Genomic DNA, 16,705 nt, shown 5'->3' with positions numbered 1-16,705 from the left:
CTACGAACGCAAGGGCGAGCACTTCGCAGCCTTCGCCAGCATCGCCGTGGCCGTCATCTGCTACCGCAGACTCTCCAAATGAGATGACTCCTAAGTTGATGTTGACGGCAGCATGGAAGACCGCCCCTGGGGCGTTGAGGCCCGTTGATCCGATGACGTTGTTCCCGGTTGTGTCTCGAGCGGGCCGGGAGGGGGTCGCTGTCATCGCGCCTGCTCGCCCTGGCCGAAGGACATGTTCACCGTGCCGTTGAACGTAGCACCGGGCGCGTTCAGGCCGTGGGAATCCCGCACGGTGTTGACGGTGCCACTCGCCACCTGGATCAGACGGGACTGCCAGTCTTCCATCTCGCTTCGGAACTCCGGGTCAGCCGCGGCCTCACGACGTAGAGCCTCGCTCAGCACGGCGACGGCATCCGGATCGCTGCTGTCCCGCCCATCCAGTGCGGCAACTGCCCGGCTGTTGCCGGAGAAGCGGCTCCGGAGGCGACGCCAGAGATCCGTCACGACAGCCTCGCTCAGGCTTCCACTGGCACCACTCAGTGCCGCCAGGGCCAGCTCGGTGGACGTCACGTCCATGTTCACTCCTAAGAGTTGCTCGCATCGTCACGCCAAAGCACTGTAATCGTGCAGAGTCGCCAGAGTTGGCGCCTTGCGAAGAGCCGCCCGAGAGTGATCACGCCGGCTGCTGCCGCCATCGATCACTTGGTGATGAATCCGCAGGTCAGGACGTTGCGCCGTGATCCACGATCCCGCCCGAACAAGCACGTGTTGCCCCATCCGCTCACGCATAGACCGGCGTGCCGAGGCCCCACAGACTCTTCATCGTGGTCGGCGGTGGCGCGGCTCGGGTGCCTCCAGGTGGGTTCTAGTTCGAGGTTCGAGCGAGAGTCGTTGGCCTCGCCTTCGGAAGCCAAGCGTCGAGCGCGGGACTGGCACGATGGCTGATACTCCGTTTCCAGCTCCCGACGCTACTGAGGCCGGCGCCGCTGGCGCGGCCGGCCATGCAAGCCGCCTGCGCCAGCCGTTCGTGACACCGACTACTTCGGTGGATGCTGGCTCTCTCATAAGGCGTTCGGGTGCGAGCTCCCCGTTGTAGGTTTGGGACCGTCATCAGCGCGGCCCGCCGGGCTTCCCTCCAGGGACATGCCCCCACCCGCACGAGTCACTTCGTGCTGCCTGGGAGCATTCCTTGCTGTTCCGCGACTCCGCGTCCGCGGTCGCCGCCGAGAACCTGGCCGGATCACTGTTCGTGCGCCTCATAGATCAGTTCGTCCACAAGCATGGCCACAAGCCCAGCCCATCCGAGGTGCGCTCCTGGGAGCGGAGCATTCCGGCCCTGACCAACGCTCTCCTGGACGCCGGGCTCGGCATGGTGGAGGTACTCCTTGAGTACTCGCTTCCGCTCAACAGCAAGCGAGCTGACGTCATACTCGCCGGTGTCCACCCGAGCACGGGCGAACCGTCCTACGTGGTGGTCGAACTCAAGCAGTGGAGCAGCGCGCTTCCGGAGGACGGCGAGCCCCTGCTCTGCCGGGTCGACGCGTACACCCGGCCGGTACTGAATCCCATCGAGCAGGTCCGCGGCTACTGCGACTACCTCATCTCCTTCAACGGTGCACTCGCCGCGCATCCCGAGCGGCTGTCCGGAGTGGCCTTCCTCCACAACGCGACGGAGTTCGGCGTCCAGGGCCTCTACGAGGTGCAGCAGGACGAGCGCGGCCGGCTCTTCACCGCCGATCGCCGGGGGGAGTTCGTCCAGTACCTCCGCTCGAAGTTGAAGCCGGTCTCCGGTGCCGAGGCAGCGGACCAGTTGCTCGCGGGCAAGGTGGCCCCGTCCAAGCAGCTGATGGCGGTCGCCGCCGAAGAGGTGCGCGAGCGCGAGCAGTTCGTCCTGCTGGACGAACAGCGGGTCGCCTACGAGCTGGTGCTGCGTGCGGTCCGCCAGGCGCAGCAGTCCGACCACAAGGAGGTCGTCGTCATCACTGGCGGCCCGGGTACCGGGAAGAGCGTCATCGCGCTGTCCCTACTTGGCGATCTGTACCGGCGTGGCGTCACGGCTCTCCACGCGACCGGATCCAGCTCGTTCACCACCACCATGCGTCGGATGGCCGGGGCACGAAAGCGCCAGGTACAGGAGCTGTTCAAGTACTTCAACAGCTTCATGACCGCCGAGCGCAACGGGCTGGATGTTCTGATCTGCGACGAGGCCCACCGAATCCGGGAGACGTCGGCGAATCGCTACACCCGGGCCGCCCAGCGCACCGGGAAGCCCCAGATCGAGGAACTGATCGACGCCGCCCGGGTACCCGTGTTCCTGCTGGACGAGCACCAAGTCGTCCGGCCTGGCGAGATGGGCACGGTGGCCCAGATCCGGGCCGCCGCTGCCGTAAAGGGCCTGGACTGCCAGGTGGTTGAGCTGGACAGCCAGTTCCGCTGCGGTGGTAGCGACGCCTACCTGCACTGGGTGGTGCGCCTACTGGGCCTGGAGGCCGGCGGTCCCCTCGGCTGGGAACCCGACGGCAAGGTCGTCCTGGAGGTGGTCGACAGTCCCCAGGAACTGGAGGCGTTCCTCGACGCGCGGCGCGCGGAGGGATACGGCGCGCGCATGTCGGCCGGGTACTGCTGGAAGTGGACGACGAAGGTGGCCCCGGGCAACCCACTCCCACTCGACGTGCACATCGAGGGCTGGGCCCGGCCATGGAACGTGTACGGCGACCGCTCGATCGCCGGTGCCCCTCCGGCCGCGCTATGGGCCACCGACCCGGCCGGCTTCGGTCAGGTCGGCTGCGTGTACACCGCCCAGGGCTTCGAGTACGACTGGAGCGGCGTCATTCTCGGGCCAGACCTCATATGGCGAACCGATCGCTGGATCACCGATCGGACGGCGTCCAAGGACCCTGTCTTCCGCAAGTCCACCACCGACGCCGACATCGATCGTCTGATCCGCAACACCTACAAGGTACTTCTGACGCGAGGAATGATCGGCACAGTCGTGTACTCGACGGACCCGGAGACGCGCGCCAAATTGCGGGAACTGATAACCGGGCAGCGTGACCCGGAGCCCGGGTGCGAGCCTGCCGGCAGCTCCGCTTGAACGAAGGATCCGAACGCCGCTTCCGGGGCTCCCCGGGCCTTGGTTGGTTCGGACCCCTCCTGGTCAGATGGTGGGCACCGGCCTATCGGTGTTCAGCGGCGAACCGTTCCAGAGTAGGGAAGGCGCCGGTATCGATCGCATTGGACGACTCATACTGATCAAGTCCCATCGTGAACAGAGCGCGGCGGTACTGCCACTTGATGTGCTTGTCGCGCCGTGCGGGGTCGGTGGGCCGCATGAGGGCGAGGAAGAAGAAACATTTGACGAGCAGAAAGTCGCCCATGTGCTCGCTCACGCGCCGCCCGATCAGGGATGCGGTGGTCTCGTCGAGTGCGGCGGTGTAGGCGGCGCGCTGCTCTGGGGTGATCGTGTAGCCCTTGCCTCCGCCCTTGAAGGCCACGATGTCAGCCGCGGGGTAGACGTCATAGCCGAGCGGGACCGGTCCGTGATGCTGCCAGTCGATGACCCCGGCCCGAAGGGCGTTGGGCAGGCCGTAGTCCCGGTGGCCGTGCACCATCGGAAGTTGAGCCAGCCGGTCGAGGGCGTGCTTGACCGCCTCGTGAACCCGGGGGATGTCGAAGTCCGGGTTCTCCTCAAAGACCTCGGGTGCGAAGGCCGCCTTCTCGAACCACGGGGTCGAGGGCAAGGGGTGCCTCGCCTGGGCCTGCAAGAGACACGAGGCGACAGCAGCAGCCGTGCTGATCACCTGGTGGCTGACCTGCCCGTCCCGCCTGGTATCGGCCAGAGCCTCCTCGTGCAGCGAGGTATCACCGATGGCTCGCTCGACAACGAAGTAGCTTCCGTCTTCGGACCCGCTGTCGACGATCTCCGGGACGGGGTAACCCAGGCCGGCGGCCACCTGCTGGAACTCGCACTCCGCCCGCAGGTCCTCGCCGCCGATTCGCTTGTAGAGCAGACCGTCGGCAGACCTCAACACCGCGCCTTCAGTGGCGGTTCTCTCCTTCACGAACTCCCAGTCGCTCATCCATCCATCTTTCCGTAGCGCCGAGTTGGCGTGGAGCAGGTACGACCGTGTCGGGCAGGTCGCGCGTGGCTGGGCCCGCCACCCCGGGGCGAAAGGGCGATCGGCCCCGTCGCCGCCCGACCGGTGTGCCTGCATCGACACGGGCGAAGTTGGCGGGCACGCAGCGAGCGGTCAAGGTCAGCGGGCTGGACGAAGCGGACGCCGTCGCCGCATCGTTGATCGTGGGCTCGCCGCCGATGGGGCGGCCGATGTAGGCGCTCTGGCACTGCCGGCAGGGGCTTGCCGACGACTCACTATTCGTCCAGCAGCCCGTGGGCCCGCTTGTACTCCCGCACCAGGCCCTCGGGCAGCCTCCCGCGTGCGCTGACCGCTCGGCCCTGTTCCCTGGCCCAGTTCCGGACCAGGGAGCCGTTCCGGCCGACGACCGCGGCCTCCGTACGTGGCTCCCGCACCGGCGACTCAGTCCGCGTCGGCCCCGACGGAGCGGGCGGCATCGGGCCGACTTGGGCGTCGGGCTCGCCCCCGGGGCCAGCCGCTTCGACGACACGGGCGAGCGCGCGCAACCGCGCAGCCACCAGAGCGGGCGGCGCGGCCACCACGTGATCACCACCGCGCTCCAGGACCCCGGCGATGAAGGGCGCCCCGAGGAAGGACAGAGCCTCCTCGATCTCGCTCGGCTCGAACGGGGTCTCCACGACACCCTTGGTCTCCCGCCAGATGTCACGGACACCCAGCGCTCCAGCGCTGTACTCGATGTCGACAGGGTCGTTCCCGCTCTTCCACATGGTGCGCAGGACCTCGCTCAGCACCTCCTGCCGCCGTTCCGCGGCCTTCCAGGTCGGTTCCAAGGAGTCCCTTTCCTCGACCGTCATGAGGGCGGCAACCTCTCGCGGAATGAGCGGTGTTCGGGCATGCCGGACGACGGCCCAAGCAAGCTCCTGCGCTGTGAGCAGAGCCACCTTGTCCTTGCCAGCCTCGTGCTCCACCCGGGCGTCGAACCGGGGGCCGACCAGCACAGTGCAGTGCGCGTCGTGCCGCTTTCGGTGCTCACCCAGCCTCCCGAACTGGACGTCCTGGTCCGTGATCAGTCCGGCGCCGTCCGTCTTGGCCTCCACCGCGACGCGCAGCCGACTCGTCGGCGACCTCCAGACGTCGACGATCACATCGGTCTTCTTCGGACCGCTGTGGGCCTCTACCTCCAATCCCAAGGTACGGAACGCGGCCGCGACGGCCCTCTCGAACCGCCGGTAGTCGGCGCTGTCCGAGGCTGCTCGCACCAGTTCCACAGCCAGTCGCCCGGCCTCGGACTCCCCGCCGACGCCGGCCGTCGTCTCCGGCCTCTGAGCTGCTCCCTGCTGGGCGGTGGTGTCGCCAGAGGTTTCCTCGGAGTCCGCCCTGTCGAGAAGCGGCAGCGTCCGTACCAGCGCGGTACCCAGAGGCGTCCGCCGGAGGGTGTGCCCGATCCGCTCGGCGAGACCCGTCTCCAGGAAGAGCGCGACACGACGCGTGATGTCCTCCCTGGTGAGGGGCACCTGCGGATACCTCTCGGCCAGGACGCGCACCAGAGCGCTTGAGTGCGTGGTGTCCTCGATCGCGTCGAGGCTCTCCCCCAGGAGCGCGATGTTGAGGTGGAGCAGACGGATGAAGTCCAGGGGCTCTCCTGACGCCAGGCAGTCCGCAGCGAGCTCCGTCGCCGCGAAGGTGTCGGTACCCACCTGGGTCAGGAGTCCGAACGACCGCAGAGTGCCCAGAGACTGTTCGGCGGAAGACTCCAGGACGCCGAACTGCTCGGTGCAGAAGACGAGGAAGTCCCGCCGGGTGACCTCGGGCACAGCGGTGTTCACGAGACGGCTCAGAACCTCCACCCGCCCGCCGCCCGCGACGTATCCCATGGGACGCTTCCGCCGCAGCAGCGCCGCCTGATCCGTCCGGTCGAGACGGGCTGACAGGAGGGCGGGTGGTGCGGGCAGGTCAACCGGGTGCGCGGAGACCTGGCGTCGGTGGGGCAGGTCATCGGAGGCGACCAGCTCGATCCGTTCCAGGAACTCACGCCCGCGGCCGGTCGGAACGATCCTGCCATTGCTCCAGACGTCCACGAGTCCGGCTGCGCGGAGCCAGTACACACGTCGACGCACCTGGTCCCTGGAAGCCCACATGAGGCCGTACTCGCGGGCCGCGATGTCGTTCAGTTCGTTATGGGTGAGGCCGTCCCCGAGAGCGGCGAGCGCCTCACCGATGAACCTGGTGTTCGCGTGGAACACGGCGATCAGGTAAAGGTCGTCACCGGAGTCGACCACGTACCGGGCGTCGTCCGTCAGAGCCAGGCGGGCCGAGTTCCCCTCGCGCGACAGCAGTCCGCAACTGCCGACCGCATGCAGGACCTTGCGCAGAGGAACCGACGTCTCCGCGTTGGGCCAGGTGAACGGCCGGTCGATCGTCGGATCCTTCGCGATGTCCTCCAGGAGTGCCCTGAGATTCCCGACGATCTCCGTCGGTCCACCGGGGATGTACGGCGCGGTCCCTCCTCTCGCCAGCCATGGAAGGACGGAAGGGAAAGCTTTGATGCCCGGCAGTTGCTCTGGAATCAAGGGGAATCCACGTTCTCGACACGGCTATCGGCATAGCGGGGTCTAACATCGACCGACTCAGGATGCTCCTCAAGTCAGTGATATGAAAGCCGAGTTGACATACTCGACCGCTTGTGTAAGTTGCCAAGGCCATGGCCGTTGCGGTGAGCGCGCCCGCGTCCCCGCCGCCGGGGATACCGTGAAGTGAAACGGCCCGAGCCGGACACCGTCCGACCTGGGCAGCTGTGCGTGGGCCACCAGGGGATCGAACCCTGAACCTACGGATTCGATGGTTGAGTCACGGAGGCAGATCCCCTGCACCGCCCAATTGGGGGACGGTGCGGGGCAAGAAGGATGCATGCCAGTGCTTCAACCGACCCAGATGCCACCAGGTGAGACCCGGCGCGCGAGGTGTCGGCCGGCGTCGCTGACTGGGCTCGACCAGGACACGTCGGCGACCTGGCACCCGAAGTCGTCGGCAAGGGCTTGTACGAGCTTGGCGCCAACGCCTTGTCGGCGGTAGGAGTCTGCCACCCAGATCAGGTCGATGAGTGGGCGCAGAGTGTCGTCCTCGTCGCCGCACTCTGATCCGTCGATCAGATCCCAGCGGAGGTGCTGGCTGGTGTCGCGGGCGGCCAGGTAGCCGATGACGTACTCGTTGGCCTTCAGTAGGTACGCCCGTACATTCTCCGGGGTCTTCTTAGGCTCAGCCAGGTCAGACCATGAGTTGAAGTCGTAGTGGTTCTCCTTCTGCGGCTTCCGCCCTACCTGGTGGGTCAGCTTGCGCCAAGCGATCGGCGATTCCGTCGTTACGACGGCCAAGTCCGCCCACCAGTCCAGGTTCCGGGGTGCCCGGACGCCGAATGCCCACGCGCCATGGTGGGAGGCGTGTTCCTTGTCGCCGTCCCAGTCACCCTGCAGGCTCATGCCGCAGGGGCACTTGCCGCCGTTGGGGGTCTCCACGCTGCGAAACTGGACAGGAACGGCGCCGTAACTGAGATTCCGATCTCCGCCGCCCACCCAAGGCCGGACCGGCGCGCCGTCCTGCTCGATGTATCCGGTCCATCGGTCCACCCAGCCGGGGTGCTGCTCGGGAAACAGCTCCCGCTTTTGCTTCTCGAACGCGGGCAGTGTCGGGCGAACCCAGACACTGCCCGCGGTCGCTCGGCCATTGAGGCGCACTCCGTGCCGCTTGGCCCTGCCGCGCAGGAAGCGCAGAAAAATGCCGGGTGGTGCGGAAAAGTCGACGCCGCGGACCAGCTCCCGTTCGCCAGGCGCAAGCCAGTCCTCGATGGGAAGTGCCAGTCGGTCAGCGAGGGTGTGAAGTCCGCTGTAGTCATGGTTGAGCTCAGCACTGCACAGCGCTTCCACTGCCGCCCCGACCTGGGCAAAGGGGACAGGCAGACTGACCCAGCTTGGCCCGCTGCCACACGAGAGCGGGCCCCGATATCCGTCGTACCGGATACGATCGACAGACGTGTTCTGCGCCCTGGTGACGGCCTCCGTGTAGGCGGTAGGCAGATCTGGGGAGTCTCCTCGCCAGGTCAAGGCATCGACGTACCCATCTCGGTCGAGTTCGACCATGGCGTACCAACGGTGGGCCCGGATATTGATCTTCCGAGAACTGGGGGCGTGTCGATTGGGGTCGAGGTAGATCGTCCGCTCAGTCATGCGCTCTGCTCCTCGTCAGGCACTCCTGTACTCGGCTACTCATTGGGATAGGGCCTGCCGCTCTCGTCGGTGATCGTGGCGTGCGAAGCTGGCACGACCTCGACGCGGAGCATGGGCCAGGGTGTGCCCTCCTGACCTGAGCCATCGGTCAGGAGCATGTGGCGCACGAAGGCGCCCACCAGAAAGCTGCGCTCGGCGAGCTTGCTCAGGTAGCTCTGCAATGCCTTCTCGGCGTCGCGATTTTCACGCACGCCGTGCAGCTCGGATGCAAGGTCGCAGTAGTCCTGGACCAGGCCAAGGAACTCCAGGATGAGGTCTTCATCCTCTTCAGGGAGATGGTCTGGCAGCGCGTACTCGAAGGTCATGCTCGGCTTGATCATGTTCCACAGCGGGTTTCCGCGCGCGATCAGCTTCAGCCTCCGGGGCTGAGGGAAAGCCGGGTCGGGTACCAGCCTCGGCCGGCCTGGCGTGGCCTCGCCGAGCGAGCGCGTCCATGCGGCATGTTTGGCTTTGATCTCGCGCAGCAGATCCACCGTGAAGTGGCCTGGTTCGTCATCTACTTGCTTGTGATGCTTGCTGCACAGCAGGACCAGGTTCGTATGGCTGTCGATGGATGCGTCGTCCAGTGCACCGGCTCTCGGTCCGCCTTTCGAGCGGGCGACTATGTGGGCCTCCTCGCCGAAGACCGAGGGGTCGTCCCAGTCCGTCCCGGGCGTCACCACCTGCACCCGGCAGATCGCGCACCTGCCGCCTGCTTCACCCCAGATGATCTTCCGGGTCTTCTCGGACACGGCCATGGACAGCACCCTGCCAGAGGAATGGTGCCCAGCGGGTGCGAATGCGACGGTTCGACCGGGAGGCCTGCTGGCCGGATGCGGTCGTGCAGCCAGCCGTTCCCACTGAATCTCGGCAACTGCAACCAAAACTACAACCACGGAACGATGAAGGGCCCGACCGCAGTGCGGTCGGGCCCTTCATTTGCCCTGGCGGGCGAAGGCGGAGGATGCGAGATTCAAACTGGTGAGCGGCTGCCCCCAACACGCTTTCCAATTCTCTCGAAGGGGGTCCGCCGGGGTTCGCAGCCGTTCTGACCTGTGCTGGAGCAGGCCGCTGGCTGCCCGTCGAACCCCGCTGTACGGGAGCGAACGAGACCAGAACTGAGACCAGAACTGCGTCCTATGGCCAGCTGTCGACCGGCACGGGTGGCAGCCACCCGGCCGCCGTTGGCGAGGACCCAGGCGAGACCCTGGTGGAGGTCGGGCTCGGCGGGCGGACGCCACCGGCGCCCCCGGCCCTCAACGCGAGTCGCCCGAGGGCTGGGGGCGCAAGCCGTGCTAGGTCGCGGCCGGGACGACCGCCGACTGGACGTAGCCTCGAATCTGCCGGTACCGAGGCGAAGCCGGATCCTCCAGCGCGGCAGCCGTCTTCGAGCCGCTGTCCTTGACACCACCCGCCAGCGAGAGCGTCGGCAGGCCGGTCCGTGCATCGGTCGTCGCCTTGCCAACGGTGCCGTCCCAATTCCTGGGGTCGCGTGCCCACTCGACCTCCGACAGCAGCTCGATCAGCGCCTCGAAACTGCGGCGAGGCTCAGGGCTCCACGGCATCGACCGGTAGGTGACGGCACCGAGAGCGGCGAGCATGGCGGGCGCGGCGATGACCGTCTCCGTCCGGCGAGCGAAGTGCTTGGCGAAAGTTCCGAAAATCAGCTCGGCGGCTGATCCGATGTACTGCTTAGCGAGCTCGGGGGTGCACCCCTCGGGCAGATCGGAGATGGGACCGCTGGTCTTGTCGAAGCCTGACCGGCCGAAGATCGCCGTCACGACGAACGCGCGGAACGAGGACAGCGTCATCCACTCAGTGTCCGTGGCCTTCAGCTGGCGGGGGCGCGAAGAGACCACCACACTGAGCGAGGTCTCCTGGCCCCCGGCCGAAGCCGGAAGGACGACGCTCTCCAGCAGCGCGAAGGTGATGTCGGTGGCGAGGTTGCTGGAGTCCGAGGCGAGCGCCACGTTCTTGTTGGGGATGACCCCGAGCAGGTTGCGGTCGTGGAAGATCTGGCGGGCAGCGCGCAGGCTGATCTGATGGTAGATCTCTACACTGACCAGCCGCTGGGACACCTGCCCCTTGGTCAGCCCGTGCGCCGCGGGGTCCTCCTGAAGCAGGATGTGCGCAAGGTGCTGGGTCTCGGCGTCCACCAGGATGCCGGTGGCATCGAACGGCATGTAGGCCAGCAGGTCGTCCCCGAACGGGGTCCTGAAGCGGACGATGTCCATGTCGCCCGGCAGCCAGAGCGCGAACGGGGGCGTGGCCCAGCGCTCGCCGCGGGAGCCGCGCAGGCCCTCGGCGATATACCGGGCGTAGGCCCTGGCGTTGGCCTTCTTCTTCGTCCCCTGGATCGCCCGCTGGATCTCGTTTCGCAGCTCGGCCTGCTCTCGCTGCGCGGTGGAGAGGTATTGCCTCATCCGGGGCATCTCGGCCTGGCGCGGGTCGGGCACAATGCCATGCAGCTGACCCCACGGCATGACCGCCAAGTAGCGCTGCTCGGACACCTGTTGGAGCCGCACGGGCCGCCCGCGGGTGAGGTCTACCTGGTCGACGTACTCGGGATCGCGCGGCTCGGTCATTGGGTGCCTCTCGGATCGGCTCGGATGCTGGGCGCGCACCAGATCGGGGCCGGAGTCCGAAGGGCCCGTGCGCTGCCCCGAACTCTAGGTCGGCCATTCGTGTTTGGGTGGCGAGAATCGCCAATCTTGGCTTTTTATATGGATGTTACGGCTCTCATGCCCGATGAGAGCCGCGACATCTTTCTAGCCATTGCCAATGTCCCTGCTGCTGTGGTCATTTGATGACGTCAACCCGCGGATCTGACTCAGGGAGGCTTACGTGTGCACGCTTGGAGATCCCGATCGGCTTCAGGGCGGCTGCGGCGCGCGCCGCCGGATCGGGGCCGGCAGGTGAGCGTCGGCGGTTCCGGCATCCCCCGGCTCCAGGATCTGGCCTACATCGAGGTGGCGGCGCAGGCGGTTGCCGAGGGCCGTACCTTCGACGAAATCCGCTGCGCGCTGGTGGGTCAGGCGGCAAAGGTAGCTCGGGAGAGTGATACTGACGGATCGTTCGACGAGCGCAAGTGGGATCGGCTGCGGGCCGACGGAAAGCGCCACGTGCACAACACGGTCGATGTTCTCAAGGAGCTGATGCGGCTTGGTTGGGTCGAGCGCCACATCCTCCCCTCGACGCCCAACTCCGCCTACGCTCACGCCGACGTGACGTTCAGGCTGACCGAGAACGGCGTCGAGTGGGCCGCCCTTGTCGGGCGTGACCGGCTGGCGGCCTACAACGTCCTGATCGGAGTGATGCTGGACGCCCATCCGCAGTTCGAGGGCTTCCTACGCCTGGTCGGGGCCCGGCCGGACCGCATCTCCACCCACTTCACGATTCCGTTGCTCAAGTTCGACAACCGTGTGCACCACTCCCATCAAGACTTCCTCGGCGACTTCGTCGACTACGCGGTGGATGCGGCCACCCAGGGCAGTCTCGGCTGGAGTGCCGGACGTGAGGTGATCGACCACGGAGTGCGCGGGTACGTCGGCCGAGCTGAACAACGCCTGAGCGCCCGGGAGCGGGTCATGAGCCGCAAACTCTTCATCACGACCTGTGAGGAGGCCATGGTGCGGGTGGCGTTCAGTGCCGCTGGCTGCAGCCTCGACTACATCAGCCATGAACTGCTGCGTCGTTGGACCAGGTTCCTCGGGCTGGCTAACTTCAGCTACTACGCGCCTGGGCCTCCCGCCTTGCGCTTCTGGGCGACGTCCGAGGTATCGGGTCGTGGTGCGGATGTGGCCATCCGTCGATCGGTCGGCAAGGAGGCCCGCCAGGCCGCGCTGGAGGCGCTGCCGCAGATCTGGCTCCGCCAGCGCGGCGACGCCGCGGGCGACATGTACCTCCCAGTCTGGAAGCTCCGAGCGGCGGTCTGCTGGCACCAGCGGATCAGCGATGACGAGTTCGACGCGGCCGTCCTCGGCGCCCTCCGGGGGGACTATCCCGGCCTCGGTTTCCGAGTTCACCTGGACCAGGCCACCCACGGCGCGACGCCCCCCTCTACCAGGCCACTGGTGATGTCGGCCCAGGGCGGCATGCCTCGCGTCTTCAATATCATCCGCGTCGATCCGACGCATCAGAACGAGGAGGTCCGTACCTGATGACCACACCTGTAGCGCTGCCCGGTCCGGTATGGATGAAGAAGCGCTGGAGTCTGCGCAACAACCCGTTCCCGATCACCGGAATCGCTCGCCTGGGCGGCTCTGACCTCAGGGAGAACGGCCTGTTGTACGAGCCGGACGTCAACGCCGAGCAACTCCAGGAATCGATCAACAAGTTCGTCCTCGGCGCGGCATACTCCGGGCTGAAGTTCGGCTACCTGTGGTCGACGGGCACCGCCCCCGGGGACTCGGACGCCCGCGGCTTCGGCAAGTCCGTGCTCATGCAGCACCTGACTGGGCTGCTCAATAAGGACTTCGGCAGGACCGCCTACCTCTCGACCGGGCTGGACGATGAAGACGCCGCCGAGATTCCGATCTGCGGCCTGCTGACCAGCTTCGACACCGCGCAGATCCGTTCGCTCGGTGCAGCGCTGTTCACCGCGGTCGAGTACGCCACCGACTTCCGGGTCGGCGACGAGCCGACCCTCGCCCAGCGGCTGCGGCTGGAGCTAATAGCGCGGGCTGAGAGTGACGACCCCCGGGCGCTTCTCAAGGTAGTGGCCGACGTCCACCGATCCCTGCGGGGGCGGACGTTGGGTCCGCCCGACGACAAGCTGATCGTGGCGCTCTGTGACGAGGACCCGAACATCGCCGCGGAGTACCTCGACCGCATCAAGCCGGCCTCGCGCACCCGCAACGGTGCGGTTTACCTTGCGACCTTCCTCCTGTTCGCGGCAGCCGCCGGGATGAAGCACGTCCTGCTTTGCTGCGACCAGCTGGAGGACCTGGCAAGCACCACGATGGCCAGGGCGAAGCGCGATCTGGAGACCGAACGCTTCCGCGACGTGATCGTGGAGACCTTGCCGATGGCTGACATGCTCAGTGTGGTCGTCACCATGCACCCCAGGGCCGCGCTGACAATCGGGACCGCCTGGGAGCTGGCCGACCTTCCGAGCTTTGATACCACGGCGGCGAACCAGCGCAGTACGGTGATCCTGCCCGGCCTGCGGAACGTTGCGGAGGCGGGCAAGCTGCTGACCAGGTACCTCGATGCGGCCGTGAAGTCCGGCTCGGCGAGGACGCCCGGCGACCTCTATCCGTTGACCACGGCGGCGGTCTCGGAGCTGTTCGGCAGGTCGAACCGCAAACCGCGTGACGTGCTCCGCAAGGCGCACGTTGTCCTCGAAGCGGCGGCAGCCGAGAATCTCGACAGCATCGACGTGGCCGACGTGCGCCGCTTTCTCGACACCCTCAACTCCGCCGCTTCCGACGACCCCGGGGCGGGATTCCCCGCTGGTCCGGTGGCGCTCGACTGGAGCCGTGGATGATGCGGGCCCCGACGTACCCGCACGACCGCCTGGGAGAGGTGCGTTGAACGCGGCTAGCCCTGGAACCGACGACGAGGACCCCTGCGGTGACTGCGGATCGGCTTTGGGAGTGTGGGAGCTCGACCGCTGCGGTTGCCGCGGACCGATCGGACGGAGCCAGGCGGACACCCTGTACGCGGTGGCCTGCTCCGTCTCCGCACCCGTGCATGTGAGGGACCTGGTGCGACTGGCCCAGCTCGACCACGGCCGCCGGATCGCGGAGGCATCCGCGAAGGTGGCGGTTGCCGCTGACCGGCGGTTCTGCTGGGCCGGAGCCGGGGTGTACGGCCTCTACCGGCACGGACCAATGCCCGGCCCACGAACCCTCGAAGATGCCGGCCGGCTGGTACTGGCCGCGGCTGACCGACCGCTGACCGCCGCCGCGCTCGACTACTGCCTCAAAGGATTCGGCTACCGGTACAACGTGGCGTCGCTCCGAAATGCCCTGCGGCAGTCGTCCCGGATCCAGAGCCGCTCGGACGGTCAGTGGTGGACTCCGCGAGGGCCGACCGCCGAGCAACTGCTGCTCACCGAGATCCCGGCCGTCCCGCGGCGCCGGGACGCGGACTGGGCACGCCTGCGGAACCGGCTGGCCACCCGGATAGCGGCGGCCCTGGCGGATCGGGACGAACGCCTCCGGGGCCTGGCTGAGTCCCACCCGTGTGGCCTGGACTGGGGCGAACAGCTGGCAATCCTGCCGTGACGCCCTGCCCCCGCGGTACCCGAGCCCGGTGGGCGCGGTGCGCCTATCCGCCGTGGCCGCGAGGGCGGTTCGTGCTGCCCGAGGGCGCGACCCCGGCTTGTCATCTGAAAGGACTTGCAGACCTTGACCCGTGCCTCGGCGGAAGCCCTGGCGGAGGTTGCTGCCCGAGCGGCCTCCGCCCTTCCTGGAGTGACCGGCTGACCGTCTATCCCCGTTGGGCGGGTCGGCCACGTCGAGCAGTCGCCGTTCGTCATCGCAGACCTGCTGCCGGGTGCAACTGTGCTGCCAACGGCGCTGCCCCTGGCGAGGGAGCCAGGGGCAGCGCCACAGCAACGACCTACACAGCATGAAGGGCGAGCGTGCCGCCGTACTCGGACCTGAACTCGAGGACCTGAAGGCCTACGACCTGGGCCAGTTCCCTGTCTGAGTATCCATGGTCCAAACGGTGCGTCTCCAAGATGCTGTCGAGGATCCCAGGCTGCTCTGGTTCCGGTTCTGCTGGCTCGTTCCTGCGGTAGCCGTGCTGGGAAAGCTGGACTTGGAGGCTCTTGTAGCGGCCCTCGTCAATGCGTTCCAAGCGTTTGGCCACCTGCAGGATGGCCGCCATTGACGCTTTCCAGTGCTGTTTCAGCTGAACCATCCGTTGGATGGTGAGGCCGGATAGGTGCGGCCCGATGAGTCGACTCGGCATGAGGAACTCGGAAGCGAACACGTCCGCTTCTCGCTCCCCGTCGTTGCTCGGCAGTTGGTGCATCACCAAGTGGCCCAGCTCGTGAAGTACTGTGAAGCGCTCGCGAGCCGGAGGCATTCCCGTATTCAGGATGATCACTGGCAGGCTGTTCGGTGGCCTGACGCTGAGACCAGAGATCTTGGGTGACTCTAGGTCGCGTCGCACGACGACGATCCCGGCTCGTTCTACCGCCCGGATCACGTCCTGAACGGGGCCATCGGGAATGAGCCAGCTCGCCCGCAGCTTCGCCGCTGCCTCTTCGGGAGCATGCTCGTCGGCATCCAAGACGGGCAGCCGATAGATCGGCTCAATGTCCACGCTGGCCTCGAGTCGACGCAACTGCATGAGCAGCAGGTTGACCTCGGCCTCGATGCGTTGTAGCGCGGTCTTTCCGAGGCCAGACTGCTTGCGGTGGTAGAAGCCGGACGGCCCCAATCCGACTGGCTCGTCAGGCCAGCCTAGAAGATCGCTGGGGTAGCCGAGTGCATCAGCCACCGCCTGCACGCGTTCGGGAGTCAGCGTTCCAACGCCGTTCTCCGCTTTGGACAGGGCCGCCTGGGAGATGCCGGCGAGCCCTGCCAGCTTCGATTGGGACAAGCCACGAGACTCCCGCGCGAGTTGCAGAAGGCGCGGGTTCATGGGGAGTTACCTCTCTTCTGTGCCAGTCTGACCTAGGGCTTCGCGCCGCTTGGGCCGCACGATCGTATCCCGCTCGGGCCGGGTCGGCAGCGGCGCGACCGGCGCGGTGACGCCCACATCGCCGAATCCGAGATCGAGGTCGAGCACCCACAGGCAGTCATCGTCCAGACTGCAGGTGATAGCGATCTTGTCCAGTCCGAGACCTGCGTCGTCGACCAGGTAGCCAGCGACCAGGTGGGTCAGCGCTTCCATTCCGGGAAGCACCTGGCTGGCGTATTCGCGGCGCTGCTGGGTGGGGACACCGCTCGTTCGAAGCTTGCGATCCCTGAACTTCTTGAACCGCATGATGATCTTGTTGTTGAAGGTGACGAGCAGGAAGCCTCGGCTCTTGCTGACCTGTACATCTTCGGCACCATCGAACGCCTTCACCGCATGGTAGTTGATGAAGTCGTAGACGAGGTTCGCTCGGGTGCGGTTGCTGATCATGACGCCGAGCTCGCTGTCGTGCTTCAGCAGAGCCAGCCACTGACGCCATCCAAGGTTGATGCTCCCGCCGATCTTTTGCAGATGCGGCGTCAAGATCAACTCTGCCTCTAAGGCGCTGAGGGGTTCGGTCACGGGATGATCCTGGCGGACTTAACTATCTGCTGTCAATTATTCGGCAAACTATTCCTGAGAGGTGTCCGGGCCTCCCATGAGCTCAGAGCATCGCGTTCAGCCCGTGCCGCGGCCAAGATCTCGGCAGCAGCG

At 66.6% G+C, this 16,705-nt stretch carries 13 protein-coding genes and 1 pseudogene; 4 read left to right on the top strand and 10 right to left on the bottom strand.

Going from position 1 to position 16,705, the window contains the following annotated elements; genetic code table 11:
• On the bottom strand, window positions 1-205 hold a 205-nt coding region (locus ACZ4WV_RS28260; protein WP_465751450.1), incomplete at its 3' end, for a hypothetical protein.
• On the bottom strand, window positions 202-576 hold the full coding sequence (locus tag ACZ4WV_RS28255; RefSeq protein WP_465751449.1) for a hypothetical protein: 375 nt from the start codon (window positions 574-576) through the stop codon (window positions 202-204). The genes ACZ4WV_RS28255 and ACZ4WV_RS28260, both read right to left, overlap by 4 nt.
• A 613-nt stretch (window positions 577-1,189) precedes the next feature.
• On the opposite strand from ACZ4WV_RS28255, the gene ACZ4WV_RS28250 reads away from it, so the two are divergent.
• A complete protein-coding gene (locus ACZ4WV_RS28250; RefSeq protein WP_465751448.1) occupies window positions 1,190-3,094 on the top strand; it encodes a DNA/RNA helicase domain-containing protein in 1,905 nt (634 codons plus the stop codon).
• On the opposite strand, the pseudogene ACZ4WV_RS28245 reads toward ACZ4WV_RS28250, so the two are convergent.
• The 6 genes and pseudogenes from ACZ4WV_RS28245 to ACZ4WV_RS28220 form a co-directional block, all read right to left on the bottom strand.
• Window positions 3,047-3,148: pseudogene (locus ACZ4WV_RS28245) on the bottom strand (phosphorothioated DNA-binding restriction endonuclease); the annotation flags it as partial. The gene ACZ4WV_RS28250 and the pseudogene ACZ4WV_RS28245 overlap by 48 nt on opposite strands.
• Window positions 3,149-3,176: 28 nt before the next feature.
• On the bottom strand, window positions 3,177-4,079 hold the full coding sequence (locus tag ACZ4WV_RS28240; protein ID WP_465751447.1) for a phosphotransferase: 903 nt from the start codon (window positions 4,077-4,079) through the stop codon (window positions 3,177-3,179).
• 293 nt (window positions 4,080-4,372) lie between these two features.
• Entirely contained in the window at window positions 4,373-6,667 is a 2,295-nt protein-coding gene (locus ACZ4WV_RS28235) for an Lsr2 family DNA-binding protein (protein ID WP_465751446.1), read from the bottom strand.
• A 348-nt stretch (window positions 6,668-7,015) separates the two neighbouring features.
• Window positions 7,016-8,317, bottom strand: a complete 1,302-nt coding sequence (locus ACZ4WV_RS28230; protein ID WP_465751445.1) for a GNAT family N-acetyltransferase — start codon at window positions 8,315-8,317, stop codon at window positions 7,016-7,018.
• Between the two features lie 35 nt (window positions 8,318-8,352).
• Window positions 8,353-9,114 carry an HNH endonuclease gene (locus tag ACZ4WV_RS28225; RefSeq protein ID WP_465751444.1) on the bottom strand — a complete coding sequence of 254 codons (762 nt, stop codon included), beginning with the start codon at window positions 9,112-9,114 and terminating at the stop codon, window positions 8,353-8,355.
• A 537-nt stretch (window positions 9,115-9,651) separates the two neighbouring features.
• Window positions 9,652-10,941, bottom strand: coding sequence for a DNA sulfur modification protein DndB (locus ACZ4WV_RS28220; protein WP_465751443.1), 1,290 nt, complete (start codon window positions 10,939-10,941; stop codon window positions 9,652-9,654).
• A gap of 330 nt (window positions 10,942-11,271) precedes the next feature.
• Here ACZ4WV_RS28220 and ACZ4WV_RS28215 point away from each other — a divergent pair, with 330 nt between their 5' ends.
• The 3 genes from ACZ4WV_RS28215 (at window position 11,272) to ACZ4WV_RS28205 (ending at window position 14,586) form a co-directional block, all read left to right on the top strand.
• Entirely contained in the window at window positions 11,272-12,516 is a 1,245-nt protein-coding gene (locus tag ACZ4WV_RS28215) for a hypothetical protein (RefSeq protein WP_465751442.1), read from the top strand.
• On the top strand, window positions 12,516-13,844 hold the full coding sequence (locus ACZ4WV_RS28210) for a hypothetical protein (RefSeq protein WP_465751441.1): 1,329 nt from the start codon (window positions 12,516-12,518) through the stop codon (window positions 13,842-13,844). Before ACZ4WV_RS28215 ends, ACZ4WV_RS28210 begins: the two co-directional genes overlap by 1 nt.
• Before the next feature lie 178 nt (window positions 13,845-14,022).
• Window positions 14,023-14,586, top strand: a complete 564-nt coding sequence (locus tag ACZ4WV_RS28205; RefSeq protein ID WP_465751440.1) for a hypothetical protein — start codon at window positions 14,023-14,025, stop codon at window positions 14,584-14,586.
• Between the two features lie 337 nt (window positions 14,587-14,923).
• On the opposite strand, the gene ACZ4WV_RS28200 is transcribed toward ACZ4WV_RS28205, so the two are convergent.
• Both ACZ4WV_RS28200 and ACZ4WV_RS28195 read right to left on the bottom strand, forming a co-directional pair.
• Window positions 14,924-15,955 carry a helix-turn-helix domain-containing protein gene (locus ACZ4WV_RS28200; RefSeq protein ID WP_465751439.1) on the bottom strand — a complete coding sequence of 344 codons (1,032 nt, stop codon included), beginning with the start codon at window positions 15,953-15,955 and terminating at the stop codon, window positions 14,924-14,926.
• A 6-nt stretch (window positions 15,956-15,961) separates the two neighbouring features.
• A complete protein-coding gene (locus ACZ4WV_RS28195; RefSeq protein ID WP_465751438.1) occupies window positions 15,962-16,573 on the bottom strand; it encodes a hypothetical protein in 612 nt (203 codons plus the stop codon).
• Window positions 16,574-16,705: the final 132 nt, after the last annotated feature.

It is taken from the genome of Kitasatospora sp. NPDC029312 (genome assembly GCF_055569215.1).
Note: the sequence above shows the minus strand (reverse complement) of the source record. Positions and strands in the feature narration are given on the sequence as shown.